Genomic DNA, 15,247 nt, shown 5'->3' on the forward strand with positions numbered 1-15,247 from the left:
CTTCACTTCTTAAACAACACTACAGCAGGCAGAGACAACGTACGGTTCAGAGAATTAACTAATTGAAAAAATTAAAGATTAATTATCTGTTCATCGGCATATTAACGCTGTTGTTGGCAGCGGCCCTCTGGCCATCTATTCCCTGGTTCGGTAAAGCCGAAAATCGTATCGCCGCCATTCAGTCGCGGGGAGAACTGCGCGTCAGTACCATTGACTCGCCATTAACTTATGCGACCCTCAACGGCAAAAAATTCGGTCTGGATTATGAACTGGCCCAGGCGTTCGCCAACTATTTAGGCGTGAAATTAAAAATCACCGTGCGCCAGAACATCAGCCAGCTGTTTGACGACCTGGATAACGGGGATGCCGATCTGTTAGCCGCAGGTCTGGTGTATAACAGCGAGCGGGTGAAAAATTACCAGCCCGGCCCGACCTATTACTCGGTGTCACAACAGTTGGTGTATCGGGTTGGGCAATATCGCCCTCGAACCCTGGCTAGCGTGAATGAAAATCAGTTGACTATCGCCCCGGGACATGTGGTGGTTAACGATCTCCAGCAGCTAAAAGAGAAAAAATTTCCCGACCTGAGCTGGAAAGTGGATGACAAAAAGGGCACCACTGAACTACTTGATGATGTCATCGCCGGTAAGCTGGATTACACCATTGCCGATTCCGTCGCCATCAGCCTGTACCAACGCGTACACCCTGAGCTGGCCGTCGCGCTGGACGTCTCCGACGAACAGCCGGTGACCTGGTTTAGTCGTCTGGACGATGACAATACGCTGGCCGCTGCCCTGTTGGATTTCTTTAATTCCATGAACGAAGAGGGTTCCCTGGCAAGACTGGAAGAGAAATATCTTGGGCATGGCGATGATTTTGACTATGTCGACACCCGCACCTTTTTGCGCGCCGTAGACAGCGTGTTGCCAGACCTCAAGCCGCTGTTTGAGAAGTATGCGCAGGAAATAGACTGGCGACTGCTTGCCGCGATCTCTTATCAGGAGTCGCACTGGGACGCGCAGGCCACTTCTCCGACCGGCGTACGCGGACTGATGATGTTGACCAAAAATACCGCCCAGAGTCTCGGGCTGACTGACCGTACCGATGCCGAACAGAGCATCAGCGGCGGCGCGCGTTATTTGCAGGATATGATGAGTAAAGTGCCGGATACCGTCCCGGAAGGAGAACGGATCTGGTTTGCGCTTGCCGCCTACAATATGGGTTATGCGCATATGCTGGACGCGCGGGCGCTGACGGTCAAAACCAAAGGCAATCCGAATAGCTGGTCCGATGTAAAACAGCGGCTACCGCTGCTCAGCCAAAAGCCGTATTACAACAAGCTGACCTATGGCTATGCGCGTGGTCATGAAGCCTACGCCTATGTGGAAAATATCCGTAAATACCAGATAAGCCTGGTGGGATATCTGCAAGAAAAAGAAAAGCAGGCGCAGGAAACGCAGCAACTGGCGCAGGATTACCCGGCGGTGTCGCCCGCGGAGTTATTAGGTAAAGAGAAATTCCCGCTTTCCGCGTTTCTGTCTCAGACGTCGTCAAACTACCTGACGCACTCCCCTTCCCTGCTGTTTTCAGCGCAAAAGAAAGAGGAAAAGTAGTCTTATCGGCCTGATAAACATCAGACAATCAGACCAGCATTTACGCATTGGCGGATTTTTTCAGGGCTTTGATTTCCTGACGACGCATACGAAAGAAATCGCTGAGCAGCGTGGCACATTCATCCCGCAGGACTCCCTCTGTCACTTCAACCCGATGATTCATTCCAGGGTGATGTAGCACGTCAATTAATGAACCCGCCGCCCCCGTTTTCGCATCGCGCGCGCCAAAAACCACCCGGCCGATACGGCTGTGCACCATCGCGCCGGCGCACATCACGCACGGCTCCAGCGTGACGTACAACGTGGCATCCAACAGACGGTAATTTTGCAGCACCAGGCCGCCCTGACGCAGCGCCATAATTTCAGCGTGGGCCGTGGGATCATGGTGACCAATCGGCCGGTTCCAGCCTTCGCCAATGACGCGGTTATTATGCACTAATACTGCGCCCACCGGGACTTCACGCTCATCCCAGGCGCGCTTAGCCAGCGTTAAAGCATGACGCATCCAGTATTCGTGGCTAAATTCAACTTCAGACAAAGGGGGTAACTCCAGTAATCAAAGCGGGCGCATTATACACAGACGCTATCGTTTACTCTATTCGAGTTGTTGCAGTTCCCCACGCGGCGTGACGCGCCAGCGATGCTGGCAAAAAGAGAGCAGCGGGTTGTCCTGCTTACTGTCGCTATAACCACTATAAAGTTGCAGCGGCGCGCCAATCTGACGTTCCAGCTGTGTCACTTTCTCATGCCCCAGACAACGCAGAGGCAGCACCCAGCCACCATATCCTCGCGCCATTTTACTGGCGATCAGATTGACGCGCGGTAGCCACGGGGTATCAAAGTAAACCAGCTCCACCAGCGACTGTGGGGAGCCGGTGATAAGCCAGATGTCGGCGTCAGAACTTAACAGATAAGTGGTCAGCCGCTGCTGTACGAGCGGAAACGCCGTCACGTTATCGCGAAACCAACGTACAAAATCGGCCTGGTGCGCTTTCAGACGCGCCTCGCTACGACCAAAAGTGCATCCCCACAACAGCAGGCTCATTGGCCAGCGGGCCGCGCGTCCTTTTATCAACAACGCCAGCGCAATCACCGGTAACAGAGGCAGCACAAGCAGCACGTTCAGCGGCTGACGACGCAGCAGATAACGTATAAAACTCCCGAACATATCCTGCTGATGTAACGTGCCATCCAAATCAAAAAAGACAACGCGGCGCTGGTGATTGGTCAAACTTTATTCCTCTGGATCGTTGAACCCCAATAGCCAGGTAAACAGAAACCCGGCAATAACTGCTACCAGATAGCCTAACAGATAGAACATCACTTTTCCGGCAACAATCGTTAATGCCAGAGGTAATCCTGAGATACCAAAGGTGATAACCGTCGCCACTTTCCAGTAGCTTATCAGCGCCCCGCCTACCGCTCCGCCAAGACAGGCACCGATAAACGGCTTACCCAACGGCAGCGTAACGCCAAAAATCAGCGGTTCGCCAATCCCCAACAATCCAACCGGCAACGCCCCTTTGATCACCTTTTTTAGTCGTGCGTTGCGGGTTTTCATCAGCACCGCAATCGCAGCACCGATTTGCCCAACACCCGCCATTGCAAGGATTGGGAAGAGCGCGTTATAACCATGCGCCTGCACCAGTTCGACGTGGATAGGCACTAACCCCTGATGAAGTCCGGTGAGCACCAGCGGCAGGAAGGTTCCCGCCAGTATAGCGCCGACCAGAAAACCGCCGCGATCGATAGCCCAGGATGCGCCGTGAGCGATAGATTCGGAAATCCAACCGCCCAACGGTTGCAGCGCCACTATCGCAATAGCCCCGGTAATAATGGTGGTCAGCAGTGGGTTAAGGATCAGTTCCAGTGATTCCGGCAGCAGTTCACGGAATTTGCGTTCGATCCAGCACATCAACGCTACCACCAACAGCACGGCGATTACCCCGCCGCGCCCCGGCTGCAGCGTTTCGCCAAACAGGGTAATTTGCGCCAATTGCGGACTGGAGAGGATCCCCGCCATCACTCCGCCCATCGCCAGAGAACCGCCAAAGACTTTAGCGGTATTCACCCCGACCAGAATATTCATAATGGCAAACACGGCGCTGCCAAATATGCCCATCAGTCCAAGTAAATTCGGATAGTGGGTCGCAAAATCCCCGACGATATCCGGTCGCTTAAGGATGTTAATAATGCCGGTAATTAAACCGGAGGCGATAAACGCCGGAATAAGAGGGATAAAGACGTTCGCCAGCTTACGCAGCGCATCGCTCATCGGCGCTTTGTATTTCGCTTTAGCCGCTGACTTCGTGCGCTCGATATCATGCGCATCGGTGCGCTCGCCGCCATCGGCAATCAGGGCGCGCATCGCATCCACCACCCTGGCGGCTTTACCGGGACCGACGATGATCTGGTGCTGCGCGCCCTGCTTCACGTAGCCGCTGACGCCGGACAGTTGCTTGAGTCGGGATACATCGAGCTGAGCCTCATCCCGGACTTCCACCCTGACACGGGTCATACAGTTTTCCAGGCGCAGAATATTTTTCTCTCCGCCAACGCCCAGCAGAATGTCGCTGGCCAGCACCGCCGTCTTATCCATATACACCTCTTAGTGTTCTAACGCCGCGCGTAAAAAACCCTGGTGAGCGGCAAGCTTTTCGCGGGCGGCAGCGGCGTCCAGGCCGGTGAGCGCCATTAAAATGGCGGGTTTAACCTCAAAGTCAGTCTGCTTTAACAGCGCTTGCGCCTGCTCACGCGCAATGCCAGTGGCCTCAACCACCATGCGACACGCCCGATCGACCAGTTTGACGTTGGTTGCCTGCATATCCACCATCAGGTTCTGATACACCTTGCCAAACTTCACCATCGCACCGGTGGAGATCATATTGAGCACCAGTTTTTGCGCAGTGCCGGATTTCAGTCGTGTTGACCCCGTCAGGGCCTCCGGCCCTACCACAGGGGAGATGGCAATATCCGCTTCATGAGCAATAGGAGAGTCCGGATTGCAGGAAATTGCCACCGTCGTACAGCCTACCGTCCGGGCATATTTCAGCCCACCAATCACATATGGCGTACGACCTGACGCCGCCAGACCAACCACCAGATCCTCTGGGGTAAGGTTGAGCGTACGCAGATCGTCTTCACCTAACTGCGGGTTATCTTCCGCGCCTTCAACCGCCTTCAGCAACGCGCCCGGTCCTCCGGCTATCAGGCCAACCACCAGACCGTGCGGTACGCCAAAAGTCGGTGGGCATTCAGAGGCATCCAGCACGCCAAGACGCCCGCTGGTACCCGCGCCCATGTATATAATGCGTCCGCCCGCTTTAAGCGCATCCGCCGCCGCATCGACCGCTCGCGCAACTTCAGGAAGAGTGGCTTTTACTGCTTGTGCTACCAGCGTATCCTGTTGATTAAAACGATGAACCAACTCCAGCGTGGAGAGCGCATCAAGATCCATGGTCTGAGGGTTACGGGTTTCTGAAACTAATGCACCGAGATTCATTTTTTGGTCCTTAGGAATTTTTAATTCATAATAATCTGTCATAATGGAATATTATATTCATCCAGGCGAGGGAAATTTTGTTTTGTAATCGCCATCACGTTTTCGCCAGGAGACAGCATGAACTGTTTAATTCGCATTCGTCAGCGTTACCCGGATCTCGCGCAAAGCGATAAAAAACTTGCGGATTATCTCCTTGCTCAACCAGATACCGCGCGTCATCTCAGCTCACAGCAGTTGGCCTTCGAAGCGGGCGTCAGCCAGTCCAGCGTGGTGAAGTTCGCGCAAAAATTGGGTTTTAAAGGATTTCCGGCACTGAAACTGGCGATTAGCGAAGCGCTGGCCAGTAATCCCAACCCCCATTCTGTTCCGGTGCATAACCAGATTCGGGGTGATGACCCGATGCGTCTGGTGGGCGAAAAGCTGATTCAGGAGAACGTGGCGGCGATGCATGCAACGCTGGATATTAACAGCGAAGAAAAACTGTTGGAGAGCGTCACGATGTTGCGCTCTGCCCGACGTATTATTCTGACCGGTATTGGCGCATCGGGTCTGGTCGCGCAGAACTTTGCCTGGAAGCTGTTGAAGATAGGTTTTAACGCGGTAGTCGAACGTGATATGCACGCCCTGCTGGCGACGGTGCAGGCGCTTTCACCAGGCGATTTGTTGCTGGCTATTTCGTACACCGGTGAGCGCCGCGAACTTAATCTGGCGGCAGATGAAACGCTGCGTACCGGGGCCAAAATTCTCGCCATCACCGGATTTACGCCCAATGCCCTGCAGCAACGTGCAAGTCATTGTCTGTATACGATTGCCGAGGAACAGGCTACGCGCAGCGCCGCGATCTCCTCCACCCACGCGCAAATGATGCTCACCGATTTACTGTTTATGGCGCTGGTGCAGCAGGATCTGGAGCATGCCCCGGAACGCATTCGTCACAGCGAAGCGCTGGTAAAAAAACTGGTCTGAGCAAAGAATGCGCGTATAATGCCCGCCCGATTTGTGATGTTTTGAGAGTTTCCTGATGGCCCTGTTAATCACTAAAAAGTGTATCAATTGCGATATGTGCGAACCTGAATGCCCGAATGAGGCGATTTCGATGGGTGACAGCATTTACGAGATTAACAGCGACAAATGTACGGAATGCGTAGGCCATTACGACACGCCAACCTGCCAGAAGGTGTGCCCGATCCCCAATACTATTTTGAAAGATCCGGCACATTTAGAGAGTGAAGAGCAGTTGTGGGATAAATTCGTCCAGATGCATCACGCGGACAAAATCTAACTCTCAATAATCACCGTGGCGCAGGCGTAGTGACGTTCATCGGCCAGCGTCACATGCATATGGGCGACGCCGAGTTTTTCCGCCAGGTTTAACGCCTCCCCCCATAACCGCAGACGCGGCTTACCGAGCTCGTCGTTGAAAACCTCAAACTGGTTGAATGCCAGGCCGTTGCGGATACCCGTACCAAAGGCTTTTGCTGCCGCTTCTTTAACCGCAAAACGCTTCGCCAGAAAACGCACCGGCTGCTGATGCGTCTCCCAGATTGCCCATTCGTTGTCGCTGAGCACGCGTCTTGCCAGACGGTCACCGGAGCGGGAGATCACCGCTTCAATGCGGGCAATCTCCACGATATCCGTACCTAATCCCAAAATCGCCATTAGCCACGCGCTTCCAGCATCAGGCGTTTCATTTCTACTACCGCGTCTTTCAGACCGCTCATCACTGCGCGTCCGATAATGGCATGACCGATGTTCAGTTCGTGCATTTCAGGGATCCGCGCGATGGCTTTAACGTTGTGGTACGTCAGGCCGTGACCCGCATTCACCTTCAGGCCAAGGCTTGCGGCAAAGGTCGCCGCTTTGGCGATACGCGCCAGTTCGCTGGCCTGTTCCGCGTCAGTTTTCGCATCAGCGTAACAGCCGGTGTGAATTTCAATAAACGGCGCGCCAACTTCAGCAGCGGCTTTAATCTGTTCTTCGTCGGCATCGATGAACAGCGAAACCAGAATGCCAGCATCCGCCAGGCGTTTACAGGCGTCGCGCATTTTGTCGCGTTGACCGGCGACGTCCAGACCACCTTCGGTGGTAACTTCCTGGCGTTTTTCCGGCACCAGGCAGCAAAAATGCGGCTTCGTCTCAACGGCAATGGCCAGCATCTCTTCGGTTACCGCCATTTCCAGATTCATACGGGTATCCAGCGTCTGGCGCAGAATACGCACGTCTCTGTCGGTAATATGGCGACGGTCTTCACGCAGATGTACGGTAATGCCGTCTGCGCCCGCCTGTTCAACGATAAACGCCGCCTGAACCGGGTCCGGGTATGCGGTGCCGCGTGCATTACGTAAAGTGGCAATGTGGTCAATGTTGACGCCTAACAGTAATTCAGCCATGACAATCCTCGTTAATCATTTTTAATTTTTACTGCGCGTTTTGGCATAAATTGCCGGAACAGTTCCCGGCTTTTTAACGGCTTACCACCAAGATACGGCTTTAACGCCATGCGGGTAAAGCGTTTCGCAGCGCGAAGCGTATCAGCATCCGGAAATTCACGCGACTCAAGCGCTTTCAGATGGCGTCCGGTAAAGGTGGCGTTATCAATCACTACACTTGCGATAAATCCTTTCTCTTCCCGATAGCGATAGGTCATGGTGTCATCTACCGGCTCACCGCTACCCGCGCAGTGGGTAAAATCCACGCCATAACCCAGATGACCGAGTAAAGCCAGTTCAAAGCGACGCAAGGCAGGCTCTGGCGAACCCGTCGCGCCTGCCAGCGCCTGAATACAGTTCAGGTAGTCGAAAAAGAGTTCAGAAAAGCGGGTCTCGTATTCAAGCACGCGTGAGATAAGCTCGTTGATATACAGACCGCTATACAACGTAATACCGCTTAGAGGGAGTGCCAAAGAGACGGCTTCGGCGCTACGCAAGGTTTTGACCTCACCACGTCCACCAAAGCGAAGCAGTAACGGCGTAAAAGGCTGGAGGGCGCCTTTAAGATTGGAACGTTTGGAACGCGCGCCTTTGGCTACAAGGCGCACGCGGCCCGATTCTTCCGTGAAGACGTCCAGTACGAGGCTGGTTTCGCTCCACGGGCGGCTGTGCAGGACAAAAGCGCGTTGCCAGCCCTCCATCGGGGTTATTCTCAGAGATCGTCGCCGTAACCGAGGCTGCGCAGCGCGCGTTCGTCATCGGCCCAGCCGGATTTCACTTTCACCCACAGTTCAAGGTGAACAGGCGCTTCGAACATCTCCTGCATGTCTTTACGCGCTTCAATACCGATGGTTTTAATTTTGGCCCCTTTGTTGCCAATCACCATCTTCTTCTGCCCTTCACGTTCGACAAGGATCAGACCGTTGATATCGTAGCCGCCGCGCTCGTTAGAGATAAAACGCTCAATCTCAACGGTGACGGAATACGGCAGTTCAGCGCCCAGAAAACGCATCAGCTTTTCACGGATGATTTCAGAGGCCATAAAGCGCTGAGAACGATCGGTGATGTAATCTTCCGGGAAGTGATGAATTGCTTCCGGCAGATGCTTACGTACGATACCCGCAATGGTATCAACATTCAGACCGGTCTCGGCAGAGATCGGCACGATGTCGAGAAAGTTCATCTGGCTGGCCAGGAACTGCAGGTGCGGCAGCAGATCGGCTTTTTCCTGAACGTTATCGACTTTGTTCACCGCCAGAATTACCGGGGCTTTACCATCACGCAGCTTGTTGAGCACCATTTCGTCGTCCGGCGTCCAGCGAGTGCCTTCCACAACGAAAATCACCAGCTCAACATCACCAATCGAGCTGCTCGCCGCCTTGTTCATCAAGCGGTTAATGGCTCGTTTTTCTTCCATATGCAGGCCCGGGGTATCAACATAAATCGCCTGATACGCGCCTTCGGTATGGATGCCAACAATACGGTGACGAGTTGTCTGAGCCTTACGAGAGGTAATAGAAATCTTCTGCCCAAGCAGATTATTCAACAAGGTGGATTTGCCAACGTTCGGGCGGCCGACGATGGCAATAAATCCGCAGTAAGTTTTATCGATGCTCATTCCAGCTCCAGTTTTTTCAACGCCTGTTCGGCGGCAGCCTGCTCAGCCTTACGACGGCTCGAACCTGTGCCAACCACCGGTTCACTCAGGCCGCTGACCTGGCAGTGGATAGTAAATTCTTGATCGTGAGCTTCACCACGGACCTGCACCACCAGGTAGGACGGCAGCGGCAGGTGGCGACCCTGCAAATATTCCTGCAGGCGCGTTTTCGGATCTTTTTGTTTGTCGCCTGGGCTAATTTCATCCAGACGGGTTTGATACCAATTCAGGATCAGTTGTTCAACGGTTTGAATATCGCTGTCGAGGAAGACGCCGCCGATCAAAGCTTCAACGGTGTCCGCCAGGATCGATTCACGACGGAAACCGCCGCTTTTCAGCTCGCCTGGCCCCAAACGTAAACATTCACCGAGGTCAAACTCACGGGCTAATTCTGCCAGCGTATTACCGCGAACCAGCGTCGCGCGCATGCGGCTCATATCACCTTCATCCACACGCGGGAAACGGTGATATAACGCATTAGCGATGACAAAGCTCAAAATAGAGTCGCCTAAAAATTCTAAACGCTCGTTATGTTTGCTGCTGGCGCTACGGTGAGTTAATGCCTGCTGCAACAGCTCCTGATGATTAAAAGTGTAGCCCAGCTTCCGTTGAAGCCGATTAATTACGATGGGGTTCATGCGATACCAATAAATGAATGCGTCAACAATTCAGCACACGAAACAGACCTGATATACGCCATTCACTTAGCCATCTGGCATCGTCTGAATGCTTTTGTATACAAACCAACGCTGTTTCGTGTGCCGTGGCAACCTGTCGGTGCCAACCTAAAACTTCGGGGGAATATTCTATACACAACGACAAGGGATGTCGTTAGTCTGCGGGAATTTATCCGAGAAATAATTCACGTTGTCGCCATAATGACGACAACGTGAACGATTATTAGCAATTAATGAATACCACCAATACGGCTTAAACGCACGCCGGTCGGCCATTCACCCTCTTGCTTGTCGAAACTCATCCAGATTGCAGTCGCTTTACCCACCAGATTCGCTTCCGGCACAAATCCCCAGTAACGGCTGTCCGCGCTATTGTCACGGTTATCACCCATCATGAAGTAGTGTCCCGGTGGGACGATCCAGGTCGCTAGCTGCTGGCCAGGCTGACGGTAGTACATCCCTACCTGATCCTGCGCGATTGGCACGGTCAGAATGCGGTGCGTTACCTCACCGAGCGTTTCTTTACGTTCGGTGAGGCGAATACCGTTCTCTTTCGTTTCGTTCAACGGAACTTCAAAGAAACCGCTGGTCGCTTCCCCGCCGTTGCGACGAGCAAAGGTCTGCACAAAATCACTTGGCTGAACATCAGAGTAGGTTACCGGCAGCGCATTTTCACACGCCTGACCGGAGCTGCAACCAGGCTGAATAGTCACCTCTTTCGCCACCGGATCGTACGTCACTTTGTCTCCCGGTAAACCGACAGCGCGTTTGATGTAGTCCAGACGTGGATCTTCCGGGTATTTAAACACCACGATATCACCGCGTTTCGGATGGCCGGTTTCGATCAACGTTTTCTGGTAAATCGGATCTTTAATCCCGTAGGCGAATTTCTCCACCAGAATAAAGTCGCCAATCAACAGCGTCGGCATCATCGAACCTGACGGGATCTGGAACGGTTCATAAATAAACGAACGCACCACCAGCACGATAGCTAATACCGGGAAAACGGATGCGCCAGTTTCCAGCCAGCCCGGCTTAGGGGCCACTTTTTTCAGCGTTGCTTTATCCAGTGAATCACCTGCAGCAGCTTGTGCTGCTGTCTGACGCTCCCGGCGTTTTGGCGCGAAAATGAATTTATCTACGCACCATAAAATGCCCGTCACTAGTGTGGCAATCACCAGAATCAGGGCAAACATGTTCGCCATGCCAACTCCTTAAGATTATTTGCTGTCTTTACCGACATGCAGAATGGCGAGGAACGCTTCCTGCGGCAGTTCGACGTTACCGATCTGCTTCATGCGCTTTTTACCCTCTTTCTGTTTTTGCAGCAGCTTTTTCTTACGGCTGATGTCGCCACCGTAGCATTTCGCCAGAACGTTTTTACGCAGTTGCTTCACCGTTGAACGCGCGATGATGTGCGTGCCGATGGCCGCCTGGATCGCGATATCAAACTGCTGGCGCGGGATCAGATCTTTCATCTTCTCGACCAGCTCACGGCCACGGCTCTGGGAGTTGTCGCGGTGAGTGATCAGCGCCAGCGCATCGACACGTTCGTTATTGATGAGGACATCAACACGCACCATGTCAGACGCCTGGAAGCGTTTGAAGTTATAGTCCAGCGACGCATAGCCGCGGGAGGTCGACTTCAGGCGGTCGAAGAAGTCGAGTACCACTTCCGCCATCGGAATTTCATAGGTCAGCGCGACCTGGTTACCGTGATAAACCATGTTGGTTTGTACGCCACGTTTCTCGATACACAGCGTGATGACGTTACCAAGGTAAGCCTGCGGCAGCAGCATGTGACACTCGGCGATCGGCTCGCGCAGTTCGTAGATGTTGTTCAGCGGCGGCAGCTTGGACGGGCTATCGACGTAGATTGTCTCCTTCGCCGTGGTTTCCACTTCGTAAACTACGGTCGGCGCGGTAGTGATCAGATCCAGATCGTATTCACGTTCCAGACGTTCCTGAATGATCTCCATGTGCAACAGGCCGAGGAAGCCACAGCGGAAGCCAAAGCCCAGCGCGGTTGAGCTTTCCGGCTCATAGAACAAGGAAGCGTCGTTCAGGCTCAGCTTGCCGAGCGCATCACGGAAGTTTTCGTAATCGTCAGAGCTGACCGGGAACAGACCGGCATAAACCTGCGGTTTCACCTTCTTGAAACCTGGTAGCGCTTTCTCTGCCGGGTTACGCGCAGACGTTAAGGTATCACCCACCGGGGCGCCAAGGATGTCTTTAATCGCACAAACCAACCAACCTACCTCGCCGCATTTCAGCTCGGTACGGTCAACCTGTTTCGGCGTGAAGATACCCAGACGGTCGGCGTTATAAACCTGACCGGTGCTCATCACTTTAATCTTGTCGCCTTTACGCATGGTGCCGTTTTTAATACGCACCAGCGAAACCACGCCCAGGTAGTTATCGAACCAGGAGTCGATGATCAGCGCCTGCAATGGGCCTTCCGGATCGCCTTCCGGCGGCGGAATGTCGCGCACCAGACGTTCCAGCACGTCGGTCACGCCCACGCCGGTTTTCGCCGAGCAGCGTACTGCGTCGGTGGCGTCGATGCCGACGATATCTTCAATTTCTTCCGCTACACGCTCAGGGTCAGCGGCTGGCAGGTCAATCTTGTTCAGTACCGGCACCACTTCCAGATCCATTTCCATGGCGGTGTAGCAGTTGGCCAGCGTTTGCGCTTCTACACCCTGCCCGGCGTCAACCACCAGCAGTGCGCCTTCACAGGCGGCAAGCGAGCGGGAAACTTCATATGAGAAGTCGACGTGGCCCGGGGTGTCGATAAAGTTAAGCTGATAGGTTTCACCATCAGATGCTTTGAAATCGAGCGTCACGCTCTGCGCTTTGATAGTAATACCGCGCTCACGCTCAAGATCCATCGAGTCGAGAACCTGCGCTTCCATTTCACGGTCAGACAGGCCACCGCAGATCTGGATAATACGGTCAGACAGCGTCGATTTACCGTGGTCGATGTGAGCAATGATTGAAAAGTTACGTATGTTCTTCATATAGAGTAATTATTGTGCCTTACGCCCGCCTGAGCAGGCTCTGAGAAGTCGCTGATCTGAGCTTAACGTCTGTTTAAGTGAAACGCCGCATTCTACACTACAACGCTGAGGCGAGGAAACGTTCATAGAGCAAGGATAGCGGGAACTGGAAACAACCTTACAAAGTCGGTGAAACTTTTGCCGGATGGCAGCATAAACGCCTTATCCGGCCTACGCCTGCATCTGAAAACGCGGTAGGCCTGATAAGCGCAGCGCCATCAGGCAAAGATATCACTGCTGGGTTTCAACGCGAATAAGATCGGGCGGGAGGGCAACGTTCAGAATGACCGGCTGCCAGGCTTCACGTTCAGCAAGCTTATGGGAATATCCGCGGGCGATCAGGAATCCGCCCACGCCACCCAGTACAGCCCCGCTTAAAGCTGCCAGGTCGGAGCCAAACAGCACCTGGAACAGCGCCGCGAAAAGAAAGAGCCCCGCCAGCGGAGACATATAAACCAGCATCGCCGATCCCAACAGGCTCCTCTCGGCAATGCCCAGCTCAACTTTTTGACCAGGGGCCAATGGCTCATCGCTGGGTACCACAATAGTGTGCGTGGTCTGCGGTCCAAGTTTATTCAGCACGCGGCTCCCGCATCCGGCCCGGGAAGCACAGCTGCTACATGACGCTTTCACATCACAGCTGACCGTCGCCAGACCATTTTGCCAGGAAACGACTGTCGCCCACTCTTTGATCATTGTGCGGCCCTGAACTTAATATTGTCCGCGATACGCTTCGCCGTTTGTGGCGGCAGTTCGCCCACTATCGTAATTTCCGCGTTATCACGCACGCTGGTGCTGACCGTTCTACGCCCGGTTCGCAGCAGTTGATCGGTGCTGTTTTGCGTCGCACGGTTTACGTTCACGGAGAAACTGAACAGGCCATCCGAATAAAGGCGTGATTCAATCGGCATGTTATCCATGGTCGGCAGCGGACGTCGACTGCTGGAGACTTCACTAAAGCCTTGCGGCACCCATGACGGACTCCAGTTGAAGTTGGTTTTTTCACCCGCAGGAACCGACAGCAACGGCGGTAGATTGGCTTTCGCCAGCGTCTGCATGCTGTCGCTAACGCCGTTGTTTACGGTAAAGGCGATGACGCGGAACTGTTCCAGCGTTTCGCCATCACGATCGAGAAGATCGACACGCATCGGTAGCTTGGTTTCGGTGTCCATCCAGACGATATAGCTGTAACGCGTGCCGTCACGAGCGACAACGCGGATCACTTCACAGAGCCGATCGGCAATGCGAGTGCGGCCTACTGAAATAAAATCATAGTAGGGTGCAAGGCGTTTGAAGTCGGTATAAATCAGGGATGGCAATGAATCAACGATATAGTCGCCGTTCAGCGTGAACGGTTCGAGCCCAGGCTCGAAATAGCTAATTTCATTGCCGCGTTGCACCACTTCCCGGCGCGGTCCATCCAATTGCAACAACTGCGCTAACGGACGGTTATCCTGGCGGGCATGGCGATAACGTAGGGATTCAACACCCTGTTTATTGATGCTGACAAATGACAGCTCATAGGTTAGCGACTGGCTGGCCAGATTCATCTGCTGCAACAACGCCCCGGACGCAGGATTGGCCGAGGCGTTTACAGAGAAGAACAGGCTACCAGCCACAAGTGACATGGCAAACCAAAGTTGCTTCATTACTGCGATTGCGTTCCTAAAGTTTGAATTCCTGGCACCTGCACAGCGGCTTGCTGTGTTTGCGCCTGCTCAAACTGAAGCTGTTCAGAGTGCAGTCGACGTTGCAGTTCGTAATCCTGCAACATGGCATTAATACGACGACGCTGCTCCTGTACCTGCTGCTGCTGACCGCCGCTGGCTGTCGCGTCAGAAGGTACACCCAAGCTTACCGGACTGGCTTTACCCATCATCGGTAATGTATTAAATACCGGCGTTTCGGGCTGCTGGGACGTTTCAGATTGACCGTTATAGTGCTGGACGCCAACAATAACTGCAAGTGATACACACGCGGCCACCCCCATTTGGGTAAGCTGCGCGGCCCACGGACGCATTTTCTTCCAGAATGGCATTTTCTGCCACTGGTGCGGAGCTGGCTGGGCCTCAGGAATCAATGGCGCCGTCTGACGTACTGGCTCATCCTGGATGGCAGCCATTACGCGGGCGGAAATATCGAAATGGAGAACGTCGGCGGTATCACCTCGCATGGAATCGCGAATAAGGTGATAACTCTCCCAGGTTTTTTGCATTTCCGGGTCGTGAGTCAGCTCTTTAAGCAACTCAGTATCCAGCGTTTCGCCATCCATTAAAGCGGAAAGTTTTTCTTTCTGCATGCCTAATACCT

17 protein-coding genes are annotated in these 15,247 nt (G+C 53.6%); 3 read left to right on the plus strand and 14 right to left on the minus strand.

Going from position 1 to position 15,247, the window contains the following annotated elements:
• The first annotated feature begins 62 nt into the window (after positions 1–62).
• Positions 63–1,613 (plus strand): membrane-bound lytic murein transglycosylase MltF, encoded by a 1,551-nt coding sequence (gene mltF, locus FDW97_RS09530; RefSeq protein ID WP_137347036.1) that lies wholly within the window; start codon positions 63–65, stop codon positions 1,611–1,613.
• Between the two features lie 40 nt (positions 1,614–1,653).
• Here the strand turns inward: mltF and tadA are convergent, their stop codons facing one another.
• From tadA to murQ, 4 genes are read right to left on the minus strand one after another with little or no spacing between them, the layout of a single operon-like run.
• Positions 1,654–2,151 (minus strand): tRNA adenosine(34) deaminase TadA, encoded by a 498-nt coding sequence (tadA, locus tag FDW97_RS09535; protein ID WP_038642688.1) that lies wholly within the window; start codon positions 2,149–2,151, stop codon positions 1,654–1,656.
• Positions 2,152–2,208: 57 nt separating this feature from the next.
• Positions 2,209–2,844, minus strand: coding sequence for a phosphatidylglycerophosphatase C (gene yfhb / locus FDW97_RS09540; protein WP_137350958.1), 636 nt, complete (start codon positions 2,842–2,844; stop codon positions 2,209–2,211).
• Between the two features lie 3 nt (positions 2,845–2,847).
• On the minus strand, positions 2,848–4,212 hold the full coding sequence (locus FDW97_RS09545; protein ID WP_085049301.1) for a PTS transporter subunit EIIC: 1,365 nt from the start codon (positions 4,210–4,212) through the stop codon (positions 2,848–2,850).
• A gap of 9 nt (positions 4,213–4,221) precedes the next feature.
• Positions 4,222–5,115 carry an N-acetylmuramic acid 6-phosphate etherase gene (gene murQ / locus FDW97_RS09550; protein WP_085049329.1) on the minus strand — a complete coding sequence of 298 codons (894 nt, stop codon included), beginning with the start codon at positions 5,113–5,115 and terminating at the stop codon, positions 4,222–4,224.
• A 117-nt stretch (positions 5,116–5,232) separates the two neighbouring features.
• On the opposite strand from murQ, the gene FDW97_RS09555 reads away from it, so the two are divergent.
• Positions 5,233–6,081, plus strand: a complete 849-nt coding sequence (locus FDW97_RS09555; RefSeq protein WP_085049300.1) for a MurR/RpiR family transcriptional regulator — start codon at positions 5,233–5,235, stop codon at positions 6,079–6,081.
• Between the two features lie 55 nt (positions 6,082–6,136).
• Positions 6,137–6,397, plus strand: coding sequence for a YfhL family 4Fe-4S dicluster ferredoxin (locus FDW97_RS09560; RefSeq protein WP_038642696.1), 261 nt, complete (start codon positions 6,137–6,139; stop codon positions 6,395–6,397).
• On the opposite strand, the gene acpS is transcribed toward FDW97_RS09560, so the two are convergent.
• The 10 genes from acpS to rseA all read right to left on the minus strand — a co-directional run bounded on the left by acpS (position 6,394) and on the right by rseA (position 15,236).
• Complete coding sequence (acpS, locus tag FDW97_RS09565; RefSeq protein ID WP_038642698.1) at positions 6,394–6,774, minus strand: holo-ACP synthase; 381 nt, start codon at positions 6,772–6,774, stop codon at positions 6,394–6,396. The two genes, FDW97_RS09560 and acpS, sit on opposite strands and share 4 nt — an antisense overlap.
• Positions 6,774–7,505, minus strand: a complete 732-nt coding sequence (gene pdxJ, locus FDW97_RS09570) for a pyridoxine 5'-phosphate synthase (RefSeq protein WP_003838383.1) — start codon at positions 7,503–7,505, stop codon at positions 6,774–6,776. Before pdxJ ends, acpS begins: the two co-directional genes overlap by 1 nt.
• Positions 7,506–7,516: 11 nt before the next feature.
• Complete coding sequence (gene recO / locus FDW97_RS09575; protein WP_038642700.1) at positions 7,517–8,245, minus strand: DNA repair protein RecO; 729 nt, start codon at positions 8,243–8,245, stop codon at positions 7,517–7,519.
• An 11-nt stretch (positions 8,246–8,256) separates the two neighbouring features.
• Positions 8,257–9,162, minus strand: a complete 906-nt coding sequence (era, locus tag FDW97_RS09580) for a GTPase Era (RefSeq protein ID WP_042306656.1) — start codon at positions 9,160–9,162, stop codon at positions 8,257–8,259.
• Positions 9,159–9,839 (minus strand): ribonuclease III, encoded by a 681-nt coding sequence (gene rnc, locus FDW97_RS09585; RefSeq protein ID WP_003037579.1) that lies wholly within the window; start codon positions 9,837–9,839, stop codon positions 9,159–9,161. Before rnc ends, era begins: the two co-directional genes overlap by 4 nt.
• A 269-nt stretch (positions 9,840–10,108) precedes the next feature.
• A complete protein-coding gene (gene lepB, locus FDW97_RS09590; RefSeq protein ID WP_085048974.1) occupies positions 10,109–11,083 on the minus strand; it encodes a signal peptidase I in 975 nt (324 codons plus the stop codon).
• Positions 11,084–11,098: 15 nt separating this feature from the next.
• On the minus strand, positions 11,099–12,898 hold the full coding sequence (gene lepA, locus FDW97_RS09595; RefSeq protein ID WP_038642706.1) for a translation elongation factor 4: 1,800 nt from the start codon (positions 12,896–12,898) through the stop codon (positions 11,099–11,101).
• A gap of 270 nt (positions 12,899–13,168) precedes the next feature.
• Positions 13,169–13,633, minus strand: a complete 465-nt coding sequence (gene rseC / locus FDW97_RS09600; protein ID WP_137350959.1) for a SoxR-reducing system protein RseC — start codon at positions 13,631–13,633, stop codon at positions 13,169–13,171.
• The gene (rseB, locus tag FDW97_RS09605) at positions 13,630–14,586 is read right to left on the minus strand and encodes a sigma-E factor regulatory protein RseB (protein ID WP_038642710.1); all 957 of its coding nucleotides are present in this window, start codon (positions 14,584–14,586) and stop codon (positions 13,630–13,632) included. The genes rseC and rseB overlap by 4 nt, the downstream gene beginning before the upstream one ends.
• Complete coding sequence (rseA, locus tag FDW97_RS09610) at positions 14,586–15,236, minus strand: anti-sigma-E factor RseA (RefSeq protein WP_008785497.1); 651 nt, start codon at positions 15,234–15,236, stop codon at positions 14,586–14,588. Before rseA ends, rseB begins: the two co-directional genes overlap by 1 nt.
• Between the last annotated feature and the right edge of the window lie 11 nt (positions 15,237–15,247).

It is taken from the genome of Citrobacter sp. wls708 (genome assembly GCF_005281255.1).
In the GTDB taxonomy this organism is placed as follows: domain Bacteria; phylum Pseudomonadota; class Gammaproteobacteria; order Enterobacterales; family Enterobacteriaceae; genus Citrobacter; species Citrobacter werkmanii.